Here is a 21,600-nt window from a genome sequence, read left to right as displayed (position 1 = left end):
GCTAACCATTCAAGCTAACCAAGGCTCAAGAGCTTGAACTAAGGCTTATCGCTTACTACCTATTCTCAAAGCGATTGTAATCCAACAAGCCAAACTCGATCGGTTGGTCTTGTTGATACCAACGATGAACTCGGTCACTGAACGGCCAGAACTCGTTAGAACTGCGTCGTACCGCAAACTTATCCAGCAGCGCCACGTAATCTTCTTCTGTGTTTAAATTTTGCAGAGTTTTCACCAGAGTCGGTATCTCGCTTTCGGTTAAAGACAGGTAGGCGGCAGGGTAGCTACCGACAACGCCTCGTACGAGCGTTAAGTCATCATTGGCGTAATCTCTGTTACCTTCTTCATTAAACAAGCTTGAAATGTTGCTGTGAGCGTTATTGTGAATCATGGTGAACAGCTGCTCTTCGCCATTTTCGCCTTCAATCATGATCATCACTAACTGAGGAACATGACGCAGGCCGACTCCCTTTATCAAATTCACTTGGTTAAGCAGTGCTTCGTTCTTTCGACCAAAACCTGTTTCGACAATATCAAAACGACTATCGAGGACAGGCGCGAGCTTATCTTTGATCATATTGAGCAGTTCACGCTTAGGATCGGCCGTTTTGTAAACCACACTTGTTGGTTGGTCGAAAGGGGCGATATTGCGTTGCAAGTAATCGCTCAGTTGTGCACTTTGGTTTTTGTACCAGCTTGAGTGTTCAATATGGCGAACATCTTTAGGAAGAAGGGTTAAGAAGTTACTTTCACCCTCAAGGCGCAAGAAGTCCATAAACATACGCGTAATCAGCTGGTGGCCGAAGTTTCCGTACACATCGAAGCCTGCTACAAGAAGGTAATGAATGCGCTCTAGTAAGGCGTAATCAAGGATCCATGCTGTCTTAGGCTGTGAACCAACTAAACCCTGAACAACAGAAGCGCTATCGAAGTGTCTAAAGATAGTGAGAGCGGCATTTTGGTTGATGCCATCGCCATCCCAAATTATACCGGTGTCTAGGTTCACGCCACTATCGAACCATTGGTTGGTGAAGTCTGATTTCGCATTTAGGTATCGAGCCTGTTGCTTAGAGTAACGTACCCAGTTAGTCGCTGGTACGGTGTTACTTTTTAGCTCGCTAGGTAGTTTTAAGTTTTTCTTCTGGCTAGCGTAGAAAGCGTTTATTTCTGGTAAATCGGCTTTCTCTGGATCAATGAAGAAAACCCAAAAACGGTCGTTAATCACATTCAAGGCAAGTTGACCACGACACACTGGCCCTTTGATAAAAGCCATGATGGTGTTTTGCGCATTGTCCAACATGAAATGGAAGCGCGAGTTCACTGGCAGCGCTTCAAACGAAGTCATAGGGTTAGCTGCGACATCAATATTGTAGCTAGGGAGTTGTTTCACAGAGTAATTAGCATCGACAAACCAAGTGTTCCACTTTTGTAGTCGCTCTTTATTGAGTGCGAAAGGCATGTGCGTTTTGTCGACGATGGAGCCTTGTTCTGGAATCAGGCGGTAGTAAACACGTTCTACTTTTGGATCGTCGTAAGGGCGACGAGTCGTGATGCGTTGCACCGCTTCACCTGGAGGCGTTGCAGAACGGACAAGTGTGAAGAAACGCGTTGGCTGCGCCAAATCAGAGAAGTAGACATGCGATAGAAACAGGTGCTCATAGATGTAACGTGCTGAAAGTTGGCTTTTATTGTCACTCTTATTGAGAAAGCTTTCGTAGACATTAACGAGCTCTAGCTCCGCATCATTCAGCGGAATGTGGTCGTTCATTAACGCGCCATTTTCCAACCAACTCATTAAAGTCGCGTATTCTGTTTTATCTAAGTTCGGCATCCCATAAGGCATCCCCCAAGTCGGGTAATCTCTCTCGTATTGGGCATACTCTTCAATAGTTGGGCATTGTTGGTCGCGGTTGGTTGAAAAGTCGAAACCTTCAAGCTGGGTTTGATCTGGAAGTGGGTGGTTCTCTTTTTGGATCAACATTCGAGAAACAAGACCAGCATCCAGGTTAGCCGTTGAGTTCTGCATACGTTCGTTGAGAACTGGATGAAAATCCGCATCGCGCCACTCTTGTGTGGTTAAAGCATCTTCAAACAAGCGAGTAGGGGCTGAGGCGGTTAAACGGGTGCCTTGATAAACGAGTGCCTTACTCGCACCTCGGTCTATACCTTCTACCGAAGACATTTTGAGCTGGCAAGGTGCGTCATAGCAAGCGTGACAAACCACACATCGGTTATCAATGATGGGCTTCACTTCATCAATGAAGTGCTGTGCTTGAGCCGACAGAATAGGTGCTTGGCGATCGCGAACTTGTTGTTTACCAAACAGCTCGTCGAAGTTTAAACCCGCGTAGACAGCACAACCTGAGAAGACGCTAACAAAAGCTAAAATGAAGAGTTTTTTCAAATTCATACGTATTTATATATTAAGCATTTTCTTTAATTATATCGAAAATGATTGAAAATGCTCATGTTCTAACAATCTTATAGATAAGATCTTGATGGGACTGAGCAACTTATCGAGGTGAGTCACTCACCCTAGGTTGGAATTTATAGTGTCGACTTAAGGCTTACTGATTGACGTAACAAACAGAGAAAGAGACAGATAATCGCTCAAACTCTTTGATCCAGCGCCATTGGTTGTCTTGCAGTTTGTCTCCGGGGCCTTTGACTTCAACCCAATGAAACTCTTTGTTCTTGAATGCAATCAAATCGGGCATCCCAGTTCTAAATAGCTTTAAATCACTCAATATCACTTTGAAAAGATCAACAATCAAGGCGTTGGGAATAGCCTCCATACTGTGCTCGACGAGTGATCTGGAGAAGTAGTTCCAATGGACAAATGGGTTGGCAATACCGTGTTTTTGGTCGTAAATATAGAGTAAGTGGTTCAGCCCATGCTTGAATATAGTCTGAAACACGGCTTCAACCTGTTCGGCTCGCTTGTCTACGAAATCGGAGTGGTACAAGTCCAGAGGTCGATGTTGATAGCGATTGATAAAAGCGCCTTCTACATCAGAGAAAATGACATCCCAGAAAGCTAAACCAAACAAGCCACACAGAAAACTGTTTTCAGAAAAGTAGACATCCCAGCCTTGGTTCTCAAAATGCTGCTTTACCGCAAGCTCAACTCTCGTTTGGCTTAGATCTAACTCCAACTTTATCTGCTCACAACTTGGTTTTGAAGTGCGTGGAACCTTGTGTCCCTGTCTGCGTAATAGCTTTTGTTTTCGCAATAACCTTTGTTCAAGCTTAATAGCGACTTCCAACTCTGACACATCCGATGGAGCAGTTTTCATTTGCGTGACAATGTCACACATTAAGTCTAGCTCACTTTGTTTGTCGTAGATGCGAGCAAGTCGCTCTCTGCTGGGTGGAAGTGTAGATTGCTTGAACCAAAAGACAGCTTGGTCGTTTAGGTTAAGCCTTTCAAGATCGCGAGCAATGTCATTGATCAAACGCGATCGTTTTCTGGCAATGCTTCTGTGTTCTGATTCCGCAGGTATCGACTGTAAAAGCTGCTCAAGAAACTCACTGTCTTTGCGATCACCTTCTGAATACAAGCGTTGAACATCGCGCATCTGGAGCAATTGATTGAGTTGCTCTCTGGAAGTGAAGAAGCGGCGCTGCTTGCTTAATGGGTAGTTCTCAAAGGTATTGAGCCCAAGATCGCTTAAGACAAATTGGCTTAAGTCTTGATAAGTATTAGCAAAAAACAGTAACAGCAAGACATCAATAACTTCAGATTCGACAACGTAAATACAATCGAATGCTAGGCTTTGGAACTGATCAAAAGGTTGGTGATCGAGCAACGCCAAGAGTTCGTCTTTCTTCGCAGTTTTGTTGCTCTTAAAGGCAGGGAATAAATTCAACAGCTCTGGTTTGGTGAGCAAGTGCAATCCGAGTTCGACATTGCTAACGACAAGGTCATGTCGCTCGGCGGGATGACTCAACGCAATAAAGCCTGCGTTGCTGAGCTCTTGTAGTGCGGTATTTAGATCAGTGATCTCAACATAGTTGAGTTTATCGCTGCGAAACCAACGGCCTTTACGAGAAAGTAAACGAACCATTAAGCATTGACTTGAAACGGAAAGACGTTTGTATGCGGACAACCAACGATATTCATCGTCACTTAGAAGATCGGTATAGAGCGTTTGAGCGTGTTCAACCAACCGATTGAAGTTGTCGAGGTAATAAGTAGGGGAGAGCTGAGGAGTGGTTTCTATCGTCAATGGGTTAGTCGCTTGATACAAAAAGAGCCTAACCCTAAGGTTAAGCTCTTCAGTAACAAATTCAATCTTTTCTGACGATTAAGCTTGAGATGCTTTTAGTTCAGAAACTTTAGCTTCAGAGATTGGCTTGGTGACGACTGCAAGAACAATACACACTGCCATCATAGCTGCAGAGATTGTGTAAGCTAGGCCGTAACCTTCGCCGTTTGTCATTGAGTAACCAACAACTGCTGCACCGATAGCGCCGCCGATACCCCATGCCGTGTAAAGCACGCCGTAGTTAGTACCGTAGTTTTTCAGGCCGTAGAACTCAGCAGTAAGTGTTGGGAATACTGCTAGAAGCGTACCGTAACCAACAGCTGCGATAGCCGTGCCAATGATTAGCGTGAATTCAGAGTTGAACGTAGCGAATAGAGCCATGTTCGCGCCTTGAAGGATGAACGCTAGAAGTAGAGTACGTACGCCACCGATTTTATCTGCAAGCATACCTGCAGCAACACGGCCGCCTGAGTTGAATACAGCAAGGATAGACGCTAGGTAAACTGCGTTTGGTAGGTTCGCTTGAACGCTAGCAATCGTAGTGATGTTACCGATGATCATAAGACCAACAGAAGCTGCAAATGCGTACATGATCCATAGAGAGTAGAACTGAGGAGTCTTCAGCATTACTCTCCACGTTAGGTCTTCAGTCTTCTTAACTGCCTTAGGTGCTTGGCCTGCTTTTACTTTAGGCTCAGCTGGCGTGTAATCCGCTGGTGGGTTGTTGATTGTTGCTGCTAGAGGTACTGCAATCGCAAGCACGCCGGCACCAAGAATCATAAAGCTTGTTTGAATACCCATGCTGTCGATTAGCGCAGAAGTGAGTGGTGCTAGGTAAATAGCAGCAAGACCAAAACCTGCAGCGATTAGACCGTTAACCATACCTTTCTTAGAAGAATGGAACCATTTCATTGCTGATGGCGAAAGACATGCGTAGCCAAAGCCGATACCAGCACCTGTCATCACACCAAACGTTAGATTTAGCATCATAGGAGTCGTAGCGAAACCAGAAGCAATCATACCGAGGCCAGTAAGCGCTGTACCTAAGATAAGGATCTTACGTGGACCCATACGGTCTTGTAGGATGCCCGCAACAAGAAGACAAACAGAGAATGTGATAGTTGCAATAGCGTAAGGTGCAGATGCTTCAGCAGCACTCCAACCAGCTTCGGTGACTAGCGCCTTGTTAAATACACTCCAAGCATACAGGATGCCAAGACAAAGGTTGATACAGAAGCCTGCTAGCAGGATACGTGATGCTTTATCAATCTTGCTCATTTTTATTCTCAGTTTTGTCGTTGGTCAGTGGTGAGCCACTTAACTAAAGACGGGTTATTGTGATTGTTTCTTCAAAATTAGTTTGCGTTTATCAACAGACAGCGCAAAAGAGCGCGGATTATAACCAATAAAAATGTGATTGGAATCTCTTTTTCTATTTTTGGTAAATAAACTCAAACTTGTTAATGAGTTGTTTTTTATTGGTTTTGCAATTGTACTTAATACCTTTCTGTTTTGTTCTTTTTAACGTGGCGAGCCTATTTTTTAAGGTGTTCTTCGATAAGTATTTCTGAATTGCCACGTATTCCGTGCGGATATCACAGAGTTACGAATTATTTTAATTATTTTCTAAGGTTAATTTTGTGTAACAAAATAAATCGAAGTGGAGCTTTATCCATATGAGACAAGGAGTAACGGAGTTCTATTAAAAACAAAATGTTAACCAGTTGTTACGGTTGGTTTTTGTTAGCACCTTTGCTTACATTTTGTTCGATTTGAGGGGTTGTGTTGTCCGTGAAAAGTGGGAAAATAGTACGCAAACAAAGATTCCAAATTTGAAAGGATGCGTTTCCAACTTATGGTGAGGCGAGTATTATGAAACTGTTTTTAATTTTATTGATGTCAATTTCTGGTGGTTTAGCGGCAGCTGACCATATTCACTCTTTCTTATTCGGCTTCTATATCGCTGCGTTAGCGGTGGGTAGTTGTTACTGGCTTGCATTCCGCAGCACACGCTTCCCACAGTTGGCTTTGATGCTATTAATGTGTGGCTTCTTCGCGAAAATTGCAGTGACAGTTGTCGGTGTTTCTTGGGGGATCTCGAACGATATCATTCAATCGCCGTTCATTTTCTCATTGTCATACCTGTTCTTCTTAGTGGTTGTGTCTTACGTTTGGTTTGCATACCGCGATAAGTTGACGCTTAAAAAGCGCGCTAAGCAGGTAGAAGAGTCTCGAAAACAAGCGGCTGCATAATTGCAGAACTAATACAGAATTCTAAAAAGAGCCTTCTTCGGAAGGCTCTTTTTGATCTGGCCTTAACTTGAGTGAACTCTAGCTATAAGGCAGATAAAAGAAACCCCAGTATGGTGACATACTGGGGTTTCTTGTTATTTATCTAGCCGCTATCATCTAGCAAATACAGTTCTTAACGCGTGTTACTTCTTCATCAACTTCGCTAGATCGGCAAAGGGATTGTGCGTTGCTGATTGATGGTCGTCTAAACGGGCTTTTGCATCAACACCGTAACGGTCATGATCCGTGTATTTTGAGTGCTCATGATCGTGACAGTACAAGCACAGTAGTTCCCAGTTGCTGCCATCTTCAGGGTTGTTTGTATGGTCGTGATCCACGTGGTGAACGGTAAGCTCTCTCAAGTTTGAGTAAACAAATTCACGTGCACATTTACCACAAACCCAAGGGTACAGTTTCAGTGCTTTTTCGCGGTAGCCTTTCTCTTGGCGAGCGTACGCTGCACTCGAGCCAGTGTAATCTGAAGACATTGCCTAATCCTTATCAATTGTAATGTCCCGATTTTATCACAGCTTTCTTTAACCTGTAGGCATGTCGTGACTAAATCATGTTTCGTACTAACCGTTATGTGGCTTAGGTTTGATTGGGCACTTATCTTTTACGTGTGCTATCTCATAAAGAAGGTTATGTCTTTCTGGAATAAGCCATGCTTAACAGTTTGAAAAGAAATTGTATTTAGGGGTTTTAACCAAGGGAGCGTGACCTAATATCAGTTAAAGCTACCCTATATTAATAAGGAAATATCATGTCAGAACAATACACACCGCCAAAAGTTTGGGTTAACGATGCTGATGGTGGTAACAAGTGGGCAAATATCAATAGTCCTGAATCTGGCGCTCGCTTTGATAAAGAGCTTCCTGTTGGTGACCATGCTTTTCAATTGTATTCCCTTGGTACACCTAACGGTCAAAAAGTCACCATCTTGCTGGAAGAGTTGTTAGCGGCGGGTGTTAAAGAAGCTGAATATGATGCGTACTTGATCAACATTGGTGAAGCTGAACAGTTCTCTTCTGGCTTTGTTGGTGTAAACCCGAATTCGAAGATACCAGCGCTTGTTGATAAGTCTGGTGCTCAAGACGTGAATGTTTTCGAATCGGCATCTATTTTGATGCACTTAGCTGAAAAGTTTGGTCACTTCTTGCCAAAAGAAGGGCCAGCGAGAACACAAACCATTAACTGGTTGTTCTGGGCACAAGGTTCAGCGCCATTCCTAGGTGGCGGTTTTGGCCACTTCTACGCTTACGCTGATGAAAAGCAAGAGTACCCAATTAACCGTTTCGCGATGGAAGCGAAGCGCCAGCTAGACGTGTTAGACAAACAGTTAGCGAATAACACTTTTGTTGCGGGAGAAGAGCTGACTATTGCAGATATCGCAATTTGGCCTTGGTACGGTAACTTAGTACTTGGCAAAATTTACGACGCAGCAGAGTTCTTACAAGTTGAGTCTTTCACCAATGTTGTTCGTTGGGCGAAGCAACTTGAAGCGCGTGAAGGTTTCCAACGTGGTCGAGTGGTTAACCGTTCATTTGGCGAAGAGTGGGAGCAAGTACCAGAGCGCCATTCTGCAGAAGACATTGACCGAGTTTTAAAGCTGCGCCCGTAGTGATTTTAAAACGATAGTCGGCACCAGTATCTCTAGAGTTTGTTTTAGCGGCCAACGTTAACTCAAACTCTAGTTTTTTGTTCCTACGGTTTTTTTCCATAGTAAGTCCACTTATTTAGATTTAGCTATTAAAGGCGGTTTAGGTATAAAATCGCGACATCATAATTCTAAAGGATGGTGCCATGTACCACGGTCATATCTATTTCCCTCTGCGATTTGCAGAGCAGGCAGAAACACTTCGTCAGAAAATTCTATCGGAACGTAAAGATGTATTAGAGACTTTCCCATTAATACAGCGCTTGGTTGGCCCACATAAGATGCCAATGTTTGAGATTCATTTTGCGAACAAAGAATCGGGTATTGTTGAATGGCTTGAGCAAGAACGCGGTGATATGTCGGTGTTGATTCACCCTGTGACTGGCGGTGAAGAAACTTTGGATCACACAGTACGCGCGACATGGCTTGGTCGTGAGCTAGGTGTCTTTGAAGAAACGCTGAGTAGCTAATTTAATTCGCGCCCGACAGTACGTACCTAATCAACGTACTTAGTAAATATCGCTGCTGTCGGGTGTGCCAATACTCACTTATTTTTTGAACTATGTTCTTCCTTAAATAACTAGCTTCTCCAGCTATTGCCCAGTAACAGTGATACTGCTACCGACACACCTAATGCGATTAATATATTAGGTAAGTACAGTCCCCAAATCGCGACACAAACCGCCACGGTTACCACAGCCCATAACAGTGTTTCTAAAATCCAAGTACCCATAAAATAACTCCTAACTAGATTGTGCGACTAGCATAACCAAGTGAGGGTAAACTTTTGGTCACCATCCAATAACCATTTAGAAAATCGCTATAGCATGACTTTGACGATGAACTCATTGTTGTGAACTTGATGAGTAAACTGCCAACCTTGGTTCTGACAAACGCGATCAATGAGCTCTAGGCCGATACCAAAAGAGGTTTGTTGTTCAGAGTCGTTTGCTAGGTTTTCATCTTCCAAACGATTGGTTACCTCAAACTGATGTTCTGTCAGTGTGATTCTGATATCTCCGCTACCACCATGTTGAAATGCATTTCGGACCAAGTTGGTGAGCATAACCTCTGTTAACTCTCGGGGAAGGGAGTGTTCGCCTTGGTCGACCTTGGTGTGGATCTCTACTTCTTTGTTTTTGAGAAGGTAACGTTGGCTTTCGATGATGTTGTTGAGCAGGGGAGTCAGCTTGATTTGCTCATAGTTGGTTTCCATTTCGCTATTACGACTCATCCACAACAGAGTCGTTACCAAGGCTTTCATGCTGGTGGCTGAACGTTGGATTCGTGCGACGGCACGTTGGCCGCTGTTGGGAATGCTTTCAGACAACCGAACCAGCATATCGCCGCTGGCTGAAATAGTGGCGATCGGTGTTCTTAATTCGTGGCTGGCTGCTCTTAAGAAAAAGCTTTCACGTTCATTGGCTTGGCGTTCACCTTGAACGCTTTTAATTAGTTGGGAAGCTAACTGATCGATCTCTTTATATCGAAACTGAGTCAGACCTTCAGTCTTGTCCACATCCAGAGATTCAGACCATTTTGATAAGGTAATAATCGGTTTGGTGACTCGGTGTATCAGCAGGCGAATGATCAAAAACACCAAGAGCAAGAGTGCACCAATAGCAATGAAGGCATTGTTAATTTGGTTGACGGAATCGGGTGGGTTGAGCTCGAATAGATTCAAGTAGATTGCTTCATCGTACTCAGAAATGATGTACAAGGCTTCACCTTTACCAGAAACTTGATGTTTGGCGGCATAGAGGTATTGCCCTGATTGATTGTTAGGTGAAGGCTGATAATGATCATAGATAGCGTCGTTATCAAACGTTTTCCAATCAAAGGCTTGTTGAAACTTAGTGGGCAGTTCCGAATAGCTTAGAAAGGCTTGGAATGTCGGATTTTGGTAGTCTGGTAGTTGCCCTGTTTCGATGTATTGCTGCTCTGCCACTTCCAACTCATACAGAAATCCATATTTTGCGGATTCATTGAGACCAATATGATAGCTCTGAGATACCATCAAGCTGTAGATGGCAGTGAGTAATACGACGATGCCAAATAAGTAGAGGTAGATATCACGCTTGATACTGACTCGATTCATGTTCGGGTGCTTCATGATGACTCCCCATGTAAGACAACACCAATGCCATGAACCGTGTGGATTAACTTTGAGTCAAAGGGCGCATCAACCACTTGTCGAAGCTTAAATAGGTGCGCTTTCATGCTATCAGAGCTTGGCATTTCGTCTTCCCATGCTTCTTCAAGCTTGGCTTTGCTCACCACGTTAGGGCTGTTTCGCACTAACATCACGAGCATTCGCCAACATACCGGAGAGAGCTTCAATAGCTTGCCGTCTCTAATGGCTTGATGCTTGTCTAAGTCCAGCTTGAGGTCTGCCACAGATAATGACGTCACGGAGCCTTGAGCGCGGCGCACTAGTGCCATCAACCGTACTTTGAGTTCTTCCATCGCAAAAGGCTTCACTAGATAGTCATCCGAACCGACCTCGAACCCCGCGATCTTGTCTTGTAGCGTGTCTCTTGCCGTTAGCATGAGAATCGGAGTGGTTACGCCTTGTTGCCTAAGAGATTGACAGACATCGAGCCCATCCATTTTGGGCATGTTGATGTCCGTTAAGATGATGTCATAACGCCCCTCTAAAGCGAGATTTAGGCCCGCGCTGCCATTGTAAGCAAAATCGAATTCGAACCCATCGAGTTCCATATAGTCTGCAATGGCTTCTGCCAAGTCGCTGTCGTCTTCAATCAACAGGGCGTTAATACTCATAAGTGTCCTTACTTTGTTTCTCGTTCTCTTTTCCAAGCCCAGATAGGCGGTTGAATAAGAAGTTGTAGTCGGTAGTTCCAATTTGGCGCGTGCCATAATTGTTGGCACAGTTTAACGTAGCCGTGGAAATATACCTTAAATGGGTTCACAGAGTTGATTCTCGGGAACACGCCATATCTGACTTCTTCCTCTTCTTTGGCGAAGGTGTCGAACATACGATCCCAAATGATAAAGATCCCAGCGTAGTTCTTATCAAGATACTGCTTGTTGGTCGCGTGATGCACTCGGTGGTGTGAAGGCGTATTAAACACCGCTTCAACAGGGCGAGGTAGTCGTTTAACCGTTTCAGTGTGCAGCAGTGTTTGAAACAGTTGAACAAAGGTTTCACACATCAGCACGACAAACGGGTTAAAGCCGAGCAGAATTAACGGCAAGTGAAAGAAGAACGGGAAGAACCAATCTAAAGGCCCAAAGCGGTAAGCGACCGAGATATTAAAGTAAGGCGAGCTATGGTGAACCGAGTGCGTTCCCCAAGCTAAACCGTTGCTGTGCAAGAATCTGTGTTCCCAGTAGTAAGCGAGATCGGCCAAGATCAAGCAACCAAGAATTGTCCAACCGGATATTGGCAGTTGAGTTAGGCTGAAGTTCTCGTAGGCGTAAACAAACGCACCAACATAAGCTAACCCGACGAAGAAAAGGGTAACCAACAAGAAGAACAAAGTGACTAAGTTGGTCGCGCTGTCTCCCAACATATTCCAGCTGAGCTTTTTCTTAAAGGCATAGCGGATAAGCTCAAAGATAAACAGAGCCAGAGCAAGCAGTAGAAAGTTGTCATCGACCCAAGTCTCGGTAAGGATGATGCTTGTTTCTGTGAATGTTTGAGAGAGAAAGCTCCCAATGCTATCCAAAGTGAAATCCATAACTAAATCCTTTACTGGTTGTTCTTATAATAGACGTATAACTCGCTAGAATCTGGCAACCCATGCTGATTGAGTTGGTGGTGCTCTATAACCATGTCCACTTCTTTTAATATCGCGATACCTTCCCAAGCTTGTGTTAGTTCCTGTTCAGTATGTTCGCCTTTACCGAGTAGAAGAGTGCCTTTGGCTTTGCTTGGTACCTTCATTAAGGGGTTGTTTTCATGTGATTTTGATTGCTGATTAGGAAAGCCAATCGTGATTGTTGCTTCGCTGAAATCAGAGCTGATATCTTGATAGACCACGATGACTTTTTGCTGTTGTGCGAGCTCTTCTTTATTTACTTTGATGTTCTGATAGAAGTCCACCCACAACTCTGGAACGTCTTCTAAAGGAATGGTTTTGCTAAAGCCTTGTAGATAGATCGTTTGTGTAGCTTGAGAAGCAATAGGCTGCGTGTTTTTAGTGACCAGTGGCTTTGCCTTGATTGGTTTAGCTATTGAAGGCTTGACCGTTGATACCTCTTTGATTGGCTGCTCATTTGATGCGTCAGCAACTGCTGGTTGAATATGGAGTGCCCCCCAGACAGCGCCGGTAATGCCGACTGTTGTGAGTAGTGAAGCGAGTAATTTCATGCTCATTCCTTGTGTGTCATTTTTCTTATCAGCGACAGTAAAGGAGTTGAGGTAAACAAAAGGTAACCGTGGGGAATTATTTTAGTCAGAGAGTATTGGTGATTCATTAAAAAAGGCTCCTCAAATGAGGAGCCTTTGTTTTATTTGTTGCATTTAAATTATCAGTGCATCAGAAGCGCTCTAAATTAAAGAGCTTGGGGGATTAAGCTTGGGCTTCTACTTTATCGCTGCTCATCTTTTTAAGAGCTGCGTAACCAAAGCCTGTTACTGCCGTACCTGCTGCAATCGCCACTAGGTACATCAGCACTGGAGAGATAGCACCAGGAATCAGTAGTACGAACAAGCCGCCGTGTGGAGCCATTAGCTGTGCGCCAAACATCATTGATAGTGCGCCAGTTAGTGCACCACCTGCCATACAAGCTGGGATAACACGCATTGGATCTTTCGCTGCGAATGGAATTGCACCTTCAGAGATGAAACATAGGCCAAGAACGAATGATGCTTTACCTGCTTCACGCTCGCCTGCTTCAAACTTGTCTTTCACTAGGAAAGTTGCAAGACCCATACCTAGAGCTGGAACCATACCTGCTGCCATGATTGCTGCCATTGGTGCGTAAGTTTGCGAAGCCAGTAGACCAACACCAAATGTGTAAGCGGCTTTGTTTACAGGGCCACCAAGGTCGAAACACATCATTGCGCCTAGAATCACACCCAGAAGAATCGCGTTAGACGTTCCCATGTTGTTTAGGAAAGTGGTCATTGCGCTCATCACGCCAGAAACAGGGCCACCCACGATGTAAACCATCACAAGACCAGTGAACAAACTCGCGATAAACGGAATGATCAGGATTGGCTTGAGGGCTTCCATGGATTGTGGAAGTTGAACCTTGTCGGCAATGAATTTCGCTGCGTAACCCGCAATGAAACCTGCTGCGATACCACCTAGGAAACCTGCGCCCGTTGAGCTCGCCAGCATACCGCCGATTAGACCTGGAGCCAGACCCGGACGGTCAGCAATTGAGAATGCAATGAAACCAGCAAGAACAGGAATCATCAGTGCGAATGCAGAACCACCACCGATAGTCATCAATGCTGCTGCGAGTGTGCCTTCTTCTTTAAACGCTTCAATACCGAATACGAAAGAGAGTGCGATGATCAAACCACCTGCAACGACCACTGGAAGCATGTGAGAAACACCCGTCATTAGATGTTTGTACACGCCTTTCTTCTCGTCAGCAGGTGCTGAATTTGAAGACGCAGTGTGTTGGTATGGTTTAGCTTCTGCGAACGCTTTTTCCATCTCTTGCTTTGTTTTCTTCAAAGCAGGGCTTGTCGTTGTTTTGTACAGCGCTTTGCCGTTAAAACGATCAAGAGGAACGTCGATGTCTGCCGCGATGATAACAAGATCAGCGTCGGCGATTTCTTGGTCTGTCAGTTGGTTCTTCGCACCTACAGAGCCGCGAGTTTCCACTTTAATTTGGTGACCTAGGCGTTTGCCTTCTGCTTCAAGCGCTTCTGCGGCCATAAAGGTATGTGCAACGCCAGTTGGGCAAGCCGTAATCGCTACGATCTTCTTGCTGCCTGTGCTTGCTGTTGTAGAAGAGTTTGCTGAGGTACCCGTTACTGCAACCGTTTTTTTAACTAATTCGTCAGAGATTTGAGAAGCGTCTAGTACCGTTGCTTCTGCTACCGCTTTCTCTAGGAATGCTTTTGCATCAGCAGTGCATTCAGAGATAGCCGCTTGGTACACTTTCTTGCCGACAAAGCGCGCTTTATCAACGTTTGTGTTGGCTGCGATAACCACAACGTCGCTGTTGTCGATAGTGTCTTGCGATACGGTTGAGTCAGGTAGCACGCTTGATTGACATTCAATAGCGGCGTTCCAACCCAGTGCTTTTGTCGCTTGCTCTAACAAGCCCGCGGCGATGATGCTGTTTGCTACGCCACTAGGGCAAGCTGTGATAATGGTAATATTCATAATAAACCTTTTGTCCTATTTGCTTGTGTCTAACTGGCTAGTTGGAGCACTAAGCGACTGTAATTGGATATTTTGTAGTACTGAATCCAGCTCTTGTTGGCTGGTGATGCCCACGCCTACCTGTGAAACTGCTAGAGCAGATAGGGCGGTTGCGAATTTAATAAGTTCTGGTTTTGGCATCTGTTGCATGTGACCCCAACATAGGCCAGCAACTAAGGTGTCACCTGCGCCTACCGTGCTTACCACTTGCATACGCGGCGGTTGAGCATGTAACCATTCACCTTGGTTTAGCCACATCACGCCTTCTGCGCCAAGTGATACCACGATGTTATCGATGCCTTTTTCACTCAGGGCTTGGCCTGCGTGTTGGCATTGGTCACGTGTGGTCAGTTCTGCATTGAATAGCTGAGAAAGCTCTTCATCGTTTGGCTTAATCAGCCAAGGCTGTGCATTGATCCCCGCTTTCAGTGCGTCACGGCTGCTGTCGAACAGCACCTTTTTACCTAGGTCACGCAAGCGTTGTACCCAAGAAGCACAAAGCTCAGGGGAGATGCCTTGTGGCAAGCTGCCTGCAATCACGAAGTAATCGTGAGTTTCAGCCAGCTCTAACAAGGTTTCTTCAAACGCTTTAACAGCGTCAGCATCAACAGGAACACCTGGGAAGTTGATGTCGCTTACTTGGCCTGAATTCTCTACCAACTTCACGTTGATGCGGGTTGCACCGTCGACACGGATAAAGCGGTCAGTTGCGCCCATCTGTTCGAACAGTTGGCAGAACGCTTCTTCGTTATTGCGGCCAAGGAAGCCCGTCACGGTCACTTTCGCGCCAAGCTCTGAAAGTACTTTTGCTACGTTTACGCCTTTGCCTGCGGCATGCAATGAGCCTTTGTTTACTAAGCTCACTGAACCGACGTTAAGTGCGTCGATAGCGCCAGTTAGATCGAGAGCAGGGTTTAGCGTAACGGTAACGGCTTTGATTTGTTTATCAGACATATCGATTCCTTAACCTTCGCCAAGGCCTGAAGCGATAGCTTTACCAATCGATTCAAGAGCTTGTACAGCATCGTCACCTTCAGCAACAAACTGAAGCTGGTGGCCGTGTTTAACGCCAAGTGCGATTACTTTCATCAAGCTCTTCGCGTTCACTTCTTTTCCGTCACCATCTAGGTTTGAAACGCGGATAGTTGATTCAAACTTCTTCGCTTCAGCGACTAGCATTGCACCCGGACGAGCGTGTAGGCCGTGCGCGTTTTTGATTTTGAATACCGCGCAGTTGTCATCGTCTTGAGACGCTGTAGAAACCGCTTCACCTTTTAGAAGGCCAATCACTTGTGCGGCATCAGCAGTTAACAGTTGTTGCTGTTTACCTTCGAAAACCATCTTGCTTAGGTTTGCCAGAATAGACTGGTGCGCGCTGTTACAAGCAGCAAATGCGACCAACGCTTTAACTGGTGTGCCTTCGTATTCACAATGGTTTGCGGTTGAAACAAACGATACGCCAGTGCGAGTTACGCCTTTATCGCTGCCCAACAACCACAGGCCTTGGCCTAGGTGAGTTGGTGTTTTTGTTACCAGGTCAGCAACGAATGTGTTGTCCGTACAACCTGTGTTCTTAAGTAGTCCGCCCGCCACTGCCGACATTTGAACCATGTCGCTTGCAGGGAACAGTAGCTGAACTAAAGAAGCGTCTAGGTCTGCTTCTAGCTGAACTTCGCCGTTAAGTAGGGCGATGATTTCGTCTTCTGATTTCGCTTGCTTTAATTTCTCTTCAACACCGTCAGCCGCTAGCACTTTCGTTAGCTGCTTAAGAATGCCTAAGTGCTCGTCAGATTTAGCTGCAATACCAATTGCTACGTAAACACGGTTGCCGTCTGCCCAATCAATGCCTTCAGGGAAGTGGTGAACAGCTACGCCTGTTTCTTTTACTAGGCCACGCGTGTCAGTGGTGCCGTGAGGAATCGCGATGCCGTTACCTAGGAACGTCGAGTTCTGGTTTTCACGGTTCAGCATTCCTTCAACGTAGCCAGAGTCAACTAAGCCTTTCGCGGTTAGGTCGCCAGCAATGTTCTGGATAGCTTTGAATTTGTCATCGGCCGTTTGACCAAGAGTGATGTCAGATTTTGATAATTTAAGCATGGTGCCTCTTTAGCGTATCGCTTGAGAATTTGTGTATCGCTACGATTCAGTCTAGAGCAAGATTTATGGAGTTTAACTCGTTGCTTTGCTCTTTGTTTTACTTTAGCTGAATCGGTTCAGCATTCAGTGTAAAAAAATTCAGCAAAGCCGATTTTGATTTTCAAAATAGTTTTGCTGCGTGTCGTAATTTCAGTTTCGTTAATAACGAGAAGTTGAATCACAACAAATGACGCTCAATCCATTCAAAAGGATGATTGAAGTCACTTTTCAGATTTTGCTGAATCCTTTCAGCTTTTATACTGAATCGATTCAGCATATAATTCAACTAATCCGAGGATCAGATCATTGGTTATATGATCCTACGCACAAAATACAGGTCACCCATATGACACTTGATGAAATTGCTAAACTGGCTGGAGTATCGAAAACCACGGCCAGTTATGTCATCAACGGCAAGGCGCAGAAATACCGAATCAGTGAGAAGACTCAGCAGAAAGTAATGGCGGTGGTGGAAGAGTATAACTACCGACCAGACCATGCTGCTTCGTCGCTGCGCGCTGGTAATAGCCGTTCATTTGGTTTGATTATTCCTGATCTGGAAAACAGCAGTTATGCGCGTTTAGCTAAATTGATAGAGCAGAACTCACGTAAAGTGGGCTATCAAATCCTGATTGGTTGCTCTGATGATGATGCTGAAACCGAACGCAAAGTAGCGGAAGCTTTGGTGAGTCGTCGTATAGATGCCTTGCTGGTTGCCAGTTCAATGCCAGACGCCAACGAGTTCTACTTGAAGCTGCAAAATTCAGGCACACCCGTAATTGCGATTGACCGTCCGTTGGATGACGAACACTTTGCTTGCGTGATCAGTGAAGATTTCGAAGCTGCGTTTGAGCTGACCCATTCGATTCTCGATGAAAGTATTCATAGCGTTGGCTTGATAGGTGCATTGCCAGACCTTAATATCTCACGTGAACGCCAACTGGGTTTTGAAGCAGCCAACAAAGCGTATGCTCAGCAGGTTGGACTCTCAGAAAGCAAATCTACAATTGTGGGCTATGGTGAACATTTTGACAGAGAGTCTGGGCGTGCGGTTTTTGAAGAGTGGATTGCTAAAGGCACGGTTCCTGATGCGATTGTCACTATGTCTTACACCTTGCTAGAAGGTGTACTGGATGTGATGGTTGAAAAACCAGAATTAGTTAATCAAGTGAAGTTGGCGACTTTTGGTGATAACCGACTGCTCGATTTCTTGCCTTTTAAGGTCCATTCACTTCCGCAACAGTTTGAAGTGATTGCGGATAGTGCCTTTGCTCTTGCTTTGAATGCTTCAGCTAAACGTTACCAAGCGGGTATTGAATTAGTGCCAAGAAGCTTAGTTAGACGAGGCTAAGTGCCATTAGTTTATACGAGGCTAGACTCGTTTTGTTTAGATTAAGCTAGGTTAGATTAGGCTAATTCGTAAACGTATCTAGCTTGGGTTTAACAATAAACCCAGTTCTACGACCGCAACAATGCCGAGCAACAAAGCCAACACTTTCCAAAACTGGATTGGATTTCGGTTTATCAAAGGTTGGTTGGCTTTGCTTTTCACCAAGCTTTGGTTAGGTGTGTAAAGGTCGGCCACAAAATCCCCCAACACTTGATGACGTTCGCTCGGCGATTCGGCGCAGGCTTTTTGTAACACCAAATCCACCCAGCTTGGTAAGTCAGTTCGTTTCTGATTGATGGGTTGGTATTCCCACTGATGATGACGAGATTGCTTAAGTGATTGTGCGGTCATTTCAGAGTAGGGCAATTCACCGGTTAACATCTCATAACCGATCACAGCGATAGAGAACAGATCAGAGCTGGTGGTCGCGGTATTGTGCTTGATGGTCTCTGGTGCAATGTAATTGACCGCACCTAATGGAGTGTCGTCTTTGTCTGCGAGCTCTCCCTCTTCCAGTCCTCTCACTAATACAGCGCCGAGGTCGATGATTTTTATCTCACCATCACGTTGAAGCATGATGTTCTCGGGCTTTAAATCTCGGTGCACCATGTCTGCGCGTTGTAATACTCGAATGCCTTGCGTGATCTTTTCTAATATTTCGCGCACTTCATTGAGTGACGGTTTTGGATTGTCGTACATCCATTGTCTTAGCGTGATGCCTTCTACCCATTCGCAGATTTGATATAAGAATTGCGAGTTCTCTGGCGTAGGGTAGACCTTCATTACTTTCTTATTGTTTAGCAAGATCCCCGCCCATTGTTCATTAAAGAAAGCTCTCAGTTGCGAAGGGCTATCATGATATTGGACGGAAGGGACTTTCAGCACGAACTCGGTTTGTGTCTCTTTCTGCATCACACGATACACATGGCTTCTAGAGCCTGCATACAACACCTCAAGCACCATAAAGTTGTCGATACTTTGCCCGAGCTTTAACGCGGGTGGGATGGCACGTTTAGCCAGCTTTTCATGGAACTCAATGAGCGAAGGTTTAGGTAGATGGCTGACTTGCACAATCAAACAGCTCACGTTGTCTGAGCTATTGTGGCTTAAAGCAGTGTTACAGATGGTTTGTGCTGCGTATTCAAAATCCGCTCCAGGCTTATCAATGTGTTCTTTGAAAGTATTGGGAGCAACAAATTCATGCACGCCGTCAGATGTCAGGATAAAGCAGTCGCCTTTCTTGATAGGCAGGGTTTGGTAGTCAACGTTGAGTTGATTATCCATGCCTAAGGCGCGTGTTAGATAATGCTTCTGCCCCATAGTTTTACGTGTATGGTCGCGTGTCAGTTGGCGTAGTTCACCATCTCTTAATAGGTAAATTCGACTGTCGCCTACATGGAATATATGTGCAGTGTTCGATTTCAATATCACGCTGCTGAACGTCGATACGAGCGCATTGTGGTTAACTTGTTGTGCGGGATGAATATTAGAAACAGACGTGTTGAATAGCCAAGAGTTGAGCGAGGTTAGGACTTTCTGCGCCGAGCGCTGAATGCTCCAGCTTTTTGGAGTGGCGTAGTAGTCATCAATAAACTGCATCACGCTGGTATGGCTGGCTTTTTGGCCATGTTCACTGCAACTCGCACCATCGGCTATGCAGGCAACACTGCCTTTTAACTCTTGCTCAGCGCGAGTTTTAGGGTGTTTTACAATGATGGCATCTTGGTTTTCATCACGAATGCCTTTATTTGAGTAACCACCAAACTTCAGCGTCATTTGGTTGTTTGACTCTGGCGTGGTGACTTGTCCTTGGCTGAATGAAATTGTCATAACTGGTCTTCTTCTTAACTGCCGTCTTCTAACTTCCTTGAGAGAACATCCTAGGAAGAACAAAAGCTCTAGTGAACGTAGAGCCTTTGAACGAAGCACCTAGCGTTGATGTATCTGCTAAGGTGCTTCTCCCGATTCAATAATATCAATGCTTCATAGTACTGAGACTAGTTTGAAACATTAATCAGCGTGACACTGCCATCGTCGTTAACCTCGGCAATTTGGCCGTTAGGCTCTTCCATGAACAGTAGAGTCACAAAGCCAAGTATGGCGGTCGCAGCAATCACTAAGAAGAAGGTTTGGTAGCTCACGAAAGACAGCACTGTTAGGTAAACTACCGCACCCACGTTGCCGTAAGCTCCAGTCATACCCGCAATCTGACCTGTCATGCGTCGTTTGATTAGAGGAACTGTCGCAAATACCGCACCTTCACCCGCTTGAACGAAGAAAGAACACGCCATGGCTGCCACAACGGCTAGCCATACAGGCCATGTGCTGTCTACTTGACCCATTGCGAAGTAGCCCACAGCAAGACCAATCGTTAGAATAAGCAGTGTTGGTTTACGACCGAATTTATCTGAAATCCAACCACCACCAGGGCGAGACATCAAGTTCATAAAGGCATAAGCTGATGCAACCATACCTGCAAGAACGGGTGTTAATTCAAAAGTTTCAGAGAAGAACAGTGGCAGCATAGAAACAACGGCCAGCTCAGAACCAAATGTCGCGAAGTACAATACGTTCAGTACCGCTACTTGCTTAAATTTGTATTGGTGAATCTCTGGCACTTCTTCTTTAAATACGTTTTTGTTCACTTTCCAAACTTGTGACACTTCGTATACGTAAAGTGCGGCTAAACCTGCGTAAACCGAGTAAACCGCCATGTCAGACAGCATGTTGATGTTGGTTGGTGATAGTTTCCATGTCAGTAGTGCAAGAGCGGCATACATCGGGATCTTCATAATAAGTAAGAAGAAAAAGTCACCCTTTGATGTTACTTCCATCGCTGTTACTTGAGCAGGCTTGAAGTAAGTCGAACCTTTTGGTGTATCCGTTACGTTTTTGTAGAAGACAAACGAGAACGCTAAGCTCATAAGGCCAGTAATACCGACCGCATAACGCCAACCATCTTCGCCACCAAATGCTAGAGCGAGAGTTGGAAGCGTGAATGCTGCCGCTGCTGAACCGAAATTACCCCAACCGCCGTAAATACCTTCTGCGGTACCCAGTTCATTGTGTGGGAACCACTCAGACACAAGGCGAATACCAACGACGAAGCCAGCGCCAATGAAGCCAAGTAGGAAACGTGCAATAGCCGCTTGAATGAAAGAGTCTGCCATCGCAAACATAAAACAAGGGATTGAACAGATTGCGAGTAGTGAAGAGTAGACCAACCTTGGGCCATATCTATCGGTTAACATACCCACTGCGACACGAGCAGGAATGGTTAACGCAACGTTGAGAATAAGCAGTGTTTTGATCTCTTCGGTGGAAAGGCCAAGCGACGTTTTTACCATTTGCAGTAGTGGGGCAAAGTTGAACCACACAACAAAGGTGATAAAAAAGGCCATCCAGCTTAGGTGTAAGGTTTTCATCTTACCCTTAAATGAAAGCAGCGAAAATTTTGTGTTATCCATGGTTTAAATCCCTTAAATCTGGAAATTACCCGGTTTT

At 45.1% G+C, this 21,600-nt stretch carries 18 protein-coding genes; 4 read left to right on the top strand and 14 right to left on the bottom strand.

Annotated elements, in window-relative coordinates:
* Positions 1-55: 55 nt before the first annotated feature.
* The 3 genes from AC3CH4_RS15705 to AC3CH4_RS15695 form a co-directional block, all read right to left on the bottom strand.
* Positions 56-2,410 (bottom strand): fatty acid cis/trans isomerase, encoded by a 2,355-nt coding sequence (locus AC3CH4_RS15705; RefSeq protein ID WP_488543989.1) that lies wholly within the window; start codon positions 2,408-2,410, stop codon positions 56-58.
* A gap of 157 nt (positions 2,411-2,567) precedes the next feature.
* Complete coding sequence (locus tag AC3CH4_RS15700) at positions 2,568-4,250, bottom strand: VRR-NUC domain-containing protein (protein WP_488543988.1); 1,683 nt, start codon at positions 4,248-4,250, stop codon at positions 2,568-2,570.
* Between the two features lie 57 nt (positions 4,251-4,307).
* Positions 4,308-5,546, bottom strand: coding sequence for an L-lactate MFS transporter (locus AC3CH4_RS15695; protein WP_488543987.1), 1,239 nt, complete (start codon positions 5,544-5,546; stop codon positions 4,308-4,310).
* 594 nt (positions 5,547-6,140) lie between these two features.
* Here AC3CH4_RS15695 and AC3CH4_RS15690 point away from each other — a divergent pair.
* Positions 6,141-6,521 (top strand): hypothetical protein, encoded by a 381-nt coding sequence (locus tag AC3CH4_RS15690; protein ID WP_054547036.1) that lies wholly within the window; start codon positions 6,141-6,143, stop codon positions 6,519-6,521.
* Between the two features lie 182 nt (positions 6,522-6,703).
* On the opposite strand, the gene AC3CH4_RS15685 is transcribed toward AC3CH4_RS15690, so the two are convergent.
* A complete protein-coding gene (locus AC3CH4_RS15685; RefSeq protein WP_004730279.1) occupies positions 6,704-7,048 on the bottom strand; it encodes a YajD family HNH nuclease in 345 nt (114 codons plus the stop codon).
* Positions 7,049-7,323: 275 nt separating this feature from the next.
* On the opposite strand from AC3CH4_RS15685, the gene yghU reads away from it, so the two are divergent.
* Together yghU and AC3CH4_RS15675 are read left to right on the top strand one after the other, a co-directional pair.
* Positions 7,324-8,181 (top strand): glutathione-dependent disulfide-bond oxidoreductase, encoded by an 858-nt coding sequence (gene yghU / locus AC3CH4_RS15680; protein WP_473577996.1) that lies wholly within the window; start codon positions 7,324-7,326, stop codon positions 8,179-8,181.
* Between the two features lie 182 nt (positions 8,182-8,363).
* Positions 8,364-8,687 carry a DOPA 4,5-dioxygenase family protein gene (locus tag AC3CH4_RS15675; protein WP_017085490.1) on the top strand — a complete coding sequence of 108 codons (324 nt, stop codon included), beginning with the start codon at positions 8,364-8,366 and terminating at the stop codon, positions 8,685-8,687.
* 110 nt (positions 8,688-8,797) lie between these two features.
* On the opposite strand, the gene AC3CH4_RS15670 is transcribed toward AC3CH4_RS15675, so the two are convergent.
* The 8 genes from AC3CH4_RS15670 to fruB form a co-directional block, all read right to left on the bottom strand.
* Positions 8,798-8,950, bottom strand: a complete 153-nt coding sequence (locus tag AC3CH4_RS15670; RefSeq protein ID WP_009844874.1) for a hypothetical protein — start codon at positions 8,948-8,950, stop codon at positions 8,798-8,800.
* Between the two features lie 87 nt (positions 8,951-9,037).
* Positions 9,038-10,330, bottom strand: a complete 1,293-nt coding sequence (locus tag AC3CH4_RS15665; RefSeq protein ID WP_473578000.1) for a sensor histidine kinase — start codon at positions 10,328-10,330, stop codon at positions 9,038-9,040.
* Positions 10,327-11,001, bottom strand: a complete 675-nt coding sequence (locus tag AC3CH4_RS15660; protein WP_488543986.1) for a response regulator transcription factor — start codon at positions 10,999-11,001, stop codon at positions 10,327-10,329. The genes AC3CH4_RS15665 and AC3CH4_RS15660 overlap by 4 nt, the downstream gene beginning before the upstream one ends.
* A gap of 8 nt (positions 11,002-11,009) precedes the next feature.
* Positions 11,010-11,921, bottom strand: coding sequence for a sterol desaturase family protein (locus AC3CH4_RS15655; protein WP_488543985.1), 912 nt, complete (start codon positions 11,919-11,921; stop codon positions 11,010-11,012).
* A gap of 11 nt (positions 11,922-11,932) precedes the next feature.
* Complete coding sequence (locus AC3CH4_RS15650) at positions 11,933-12,553, bottom strand: hypothetical protein (RefSeq protein ID WP_488543984.1); 621 nt, start codon at positions 12,551-12,553, stop codon at positions 11,933-11,935.
* Between the two features lie 202 nt (positions 12,554-12,755).
* Entirely contained in the window at positions 12,756-14,531 is a 1,776-nt protein-coding gene (gene fruA, locus AC3CH4_RS15645) for a PTS fructose transporter subunit IIBC (RefSeq protein WP_488543983.1), read from the bottom strand.
* Between the two features lie 15 nt (positions 14,532-14,546).
* Positions 14,547-15,524 (bottom strand): 1-phosphofructokinase, encoded by a 978-nt coding sequence (pfkB, locus tag AC3CH4_RS15640; protein WP_488543982.1) that lies wholly within the window; start codon positions 15,522-15,524, stop codon positions 14,547-14,549.
* 9 nt (positions 15,525-15,533) lie between these two features.
* Positions 15,534-16,667 carry a fused PTS fructose transporter subunit IIA/HPr protein gene (gene fruB / locus AC3CH4_RS15635; protein WP_488543981.1) on the bottom strand — a complete coding sequence of 378 codons (1,134 nt, stop codon included), beginning with the start codon at positions 16,665-16,667 and terminating at the stop codon, positions 15,534-15,536.
* A gap of 385 nt (positions 16,668-17,052) precedes the next feature.
* Here fruB and cra point away from each other — a divergent pair, with 385 nt between their 5' ends.
* The gene (gene cra, locus AC3CH4_RS15630; RefSeq protein ID WP_135457646.1) at positions 17,053-18,057 is read left to right on the top strand and encodes a catabolite repressor/activator; all 1,005 of its coding nucleotides are present in this window, start codon (positions 17,053-17,055) and stop codon (positions 18,055-18,057) included.
* 78 nt (positions 18,058-18,135) lie between these two features.
* On the opposite strand, the gene AC3CH4_RS15625 is transcribed toward cra, so the two are convergent.
* Entirely contained in the window at positions 18,136-19,926 is a 1,791-nt protein-coding gene (locus AC3CH4_RS15625; protein WP_488543980.1) for a bifunctional protein-serine/threonine kinase/phosphatase, read from the bottom strand.
* Between the two features lie 167 nt (positions 19,927-20,093).
* Positions 20,094-21,563 carry a NarK family nitrate/nitrite MFS transporter gene (locus AC3CH4_RS15620; RefSeq protein ID WP_428783100.1) on the bottom strand — a complete coding sequence of 490 codons (1,470 nt, stop codon included), beginning with the start codon at positions 21,561-21,563 and terminating at the stop codon, positions 20,094-20,096.
* Positions 21,564-21,600: the final 37 nt, after the last annotated feature.

The sequence above is a fragment of the Vibrio sp. QJM3NY_26 genome (assembly GCF_057786005.1).
Note: the sequence above shows the minus strand (reverse complement) of the source record. Positions and strands in the feature narration are given on the sequence as shown.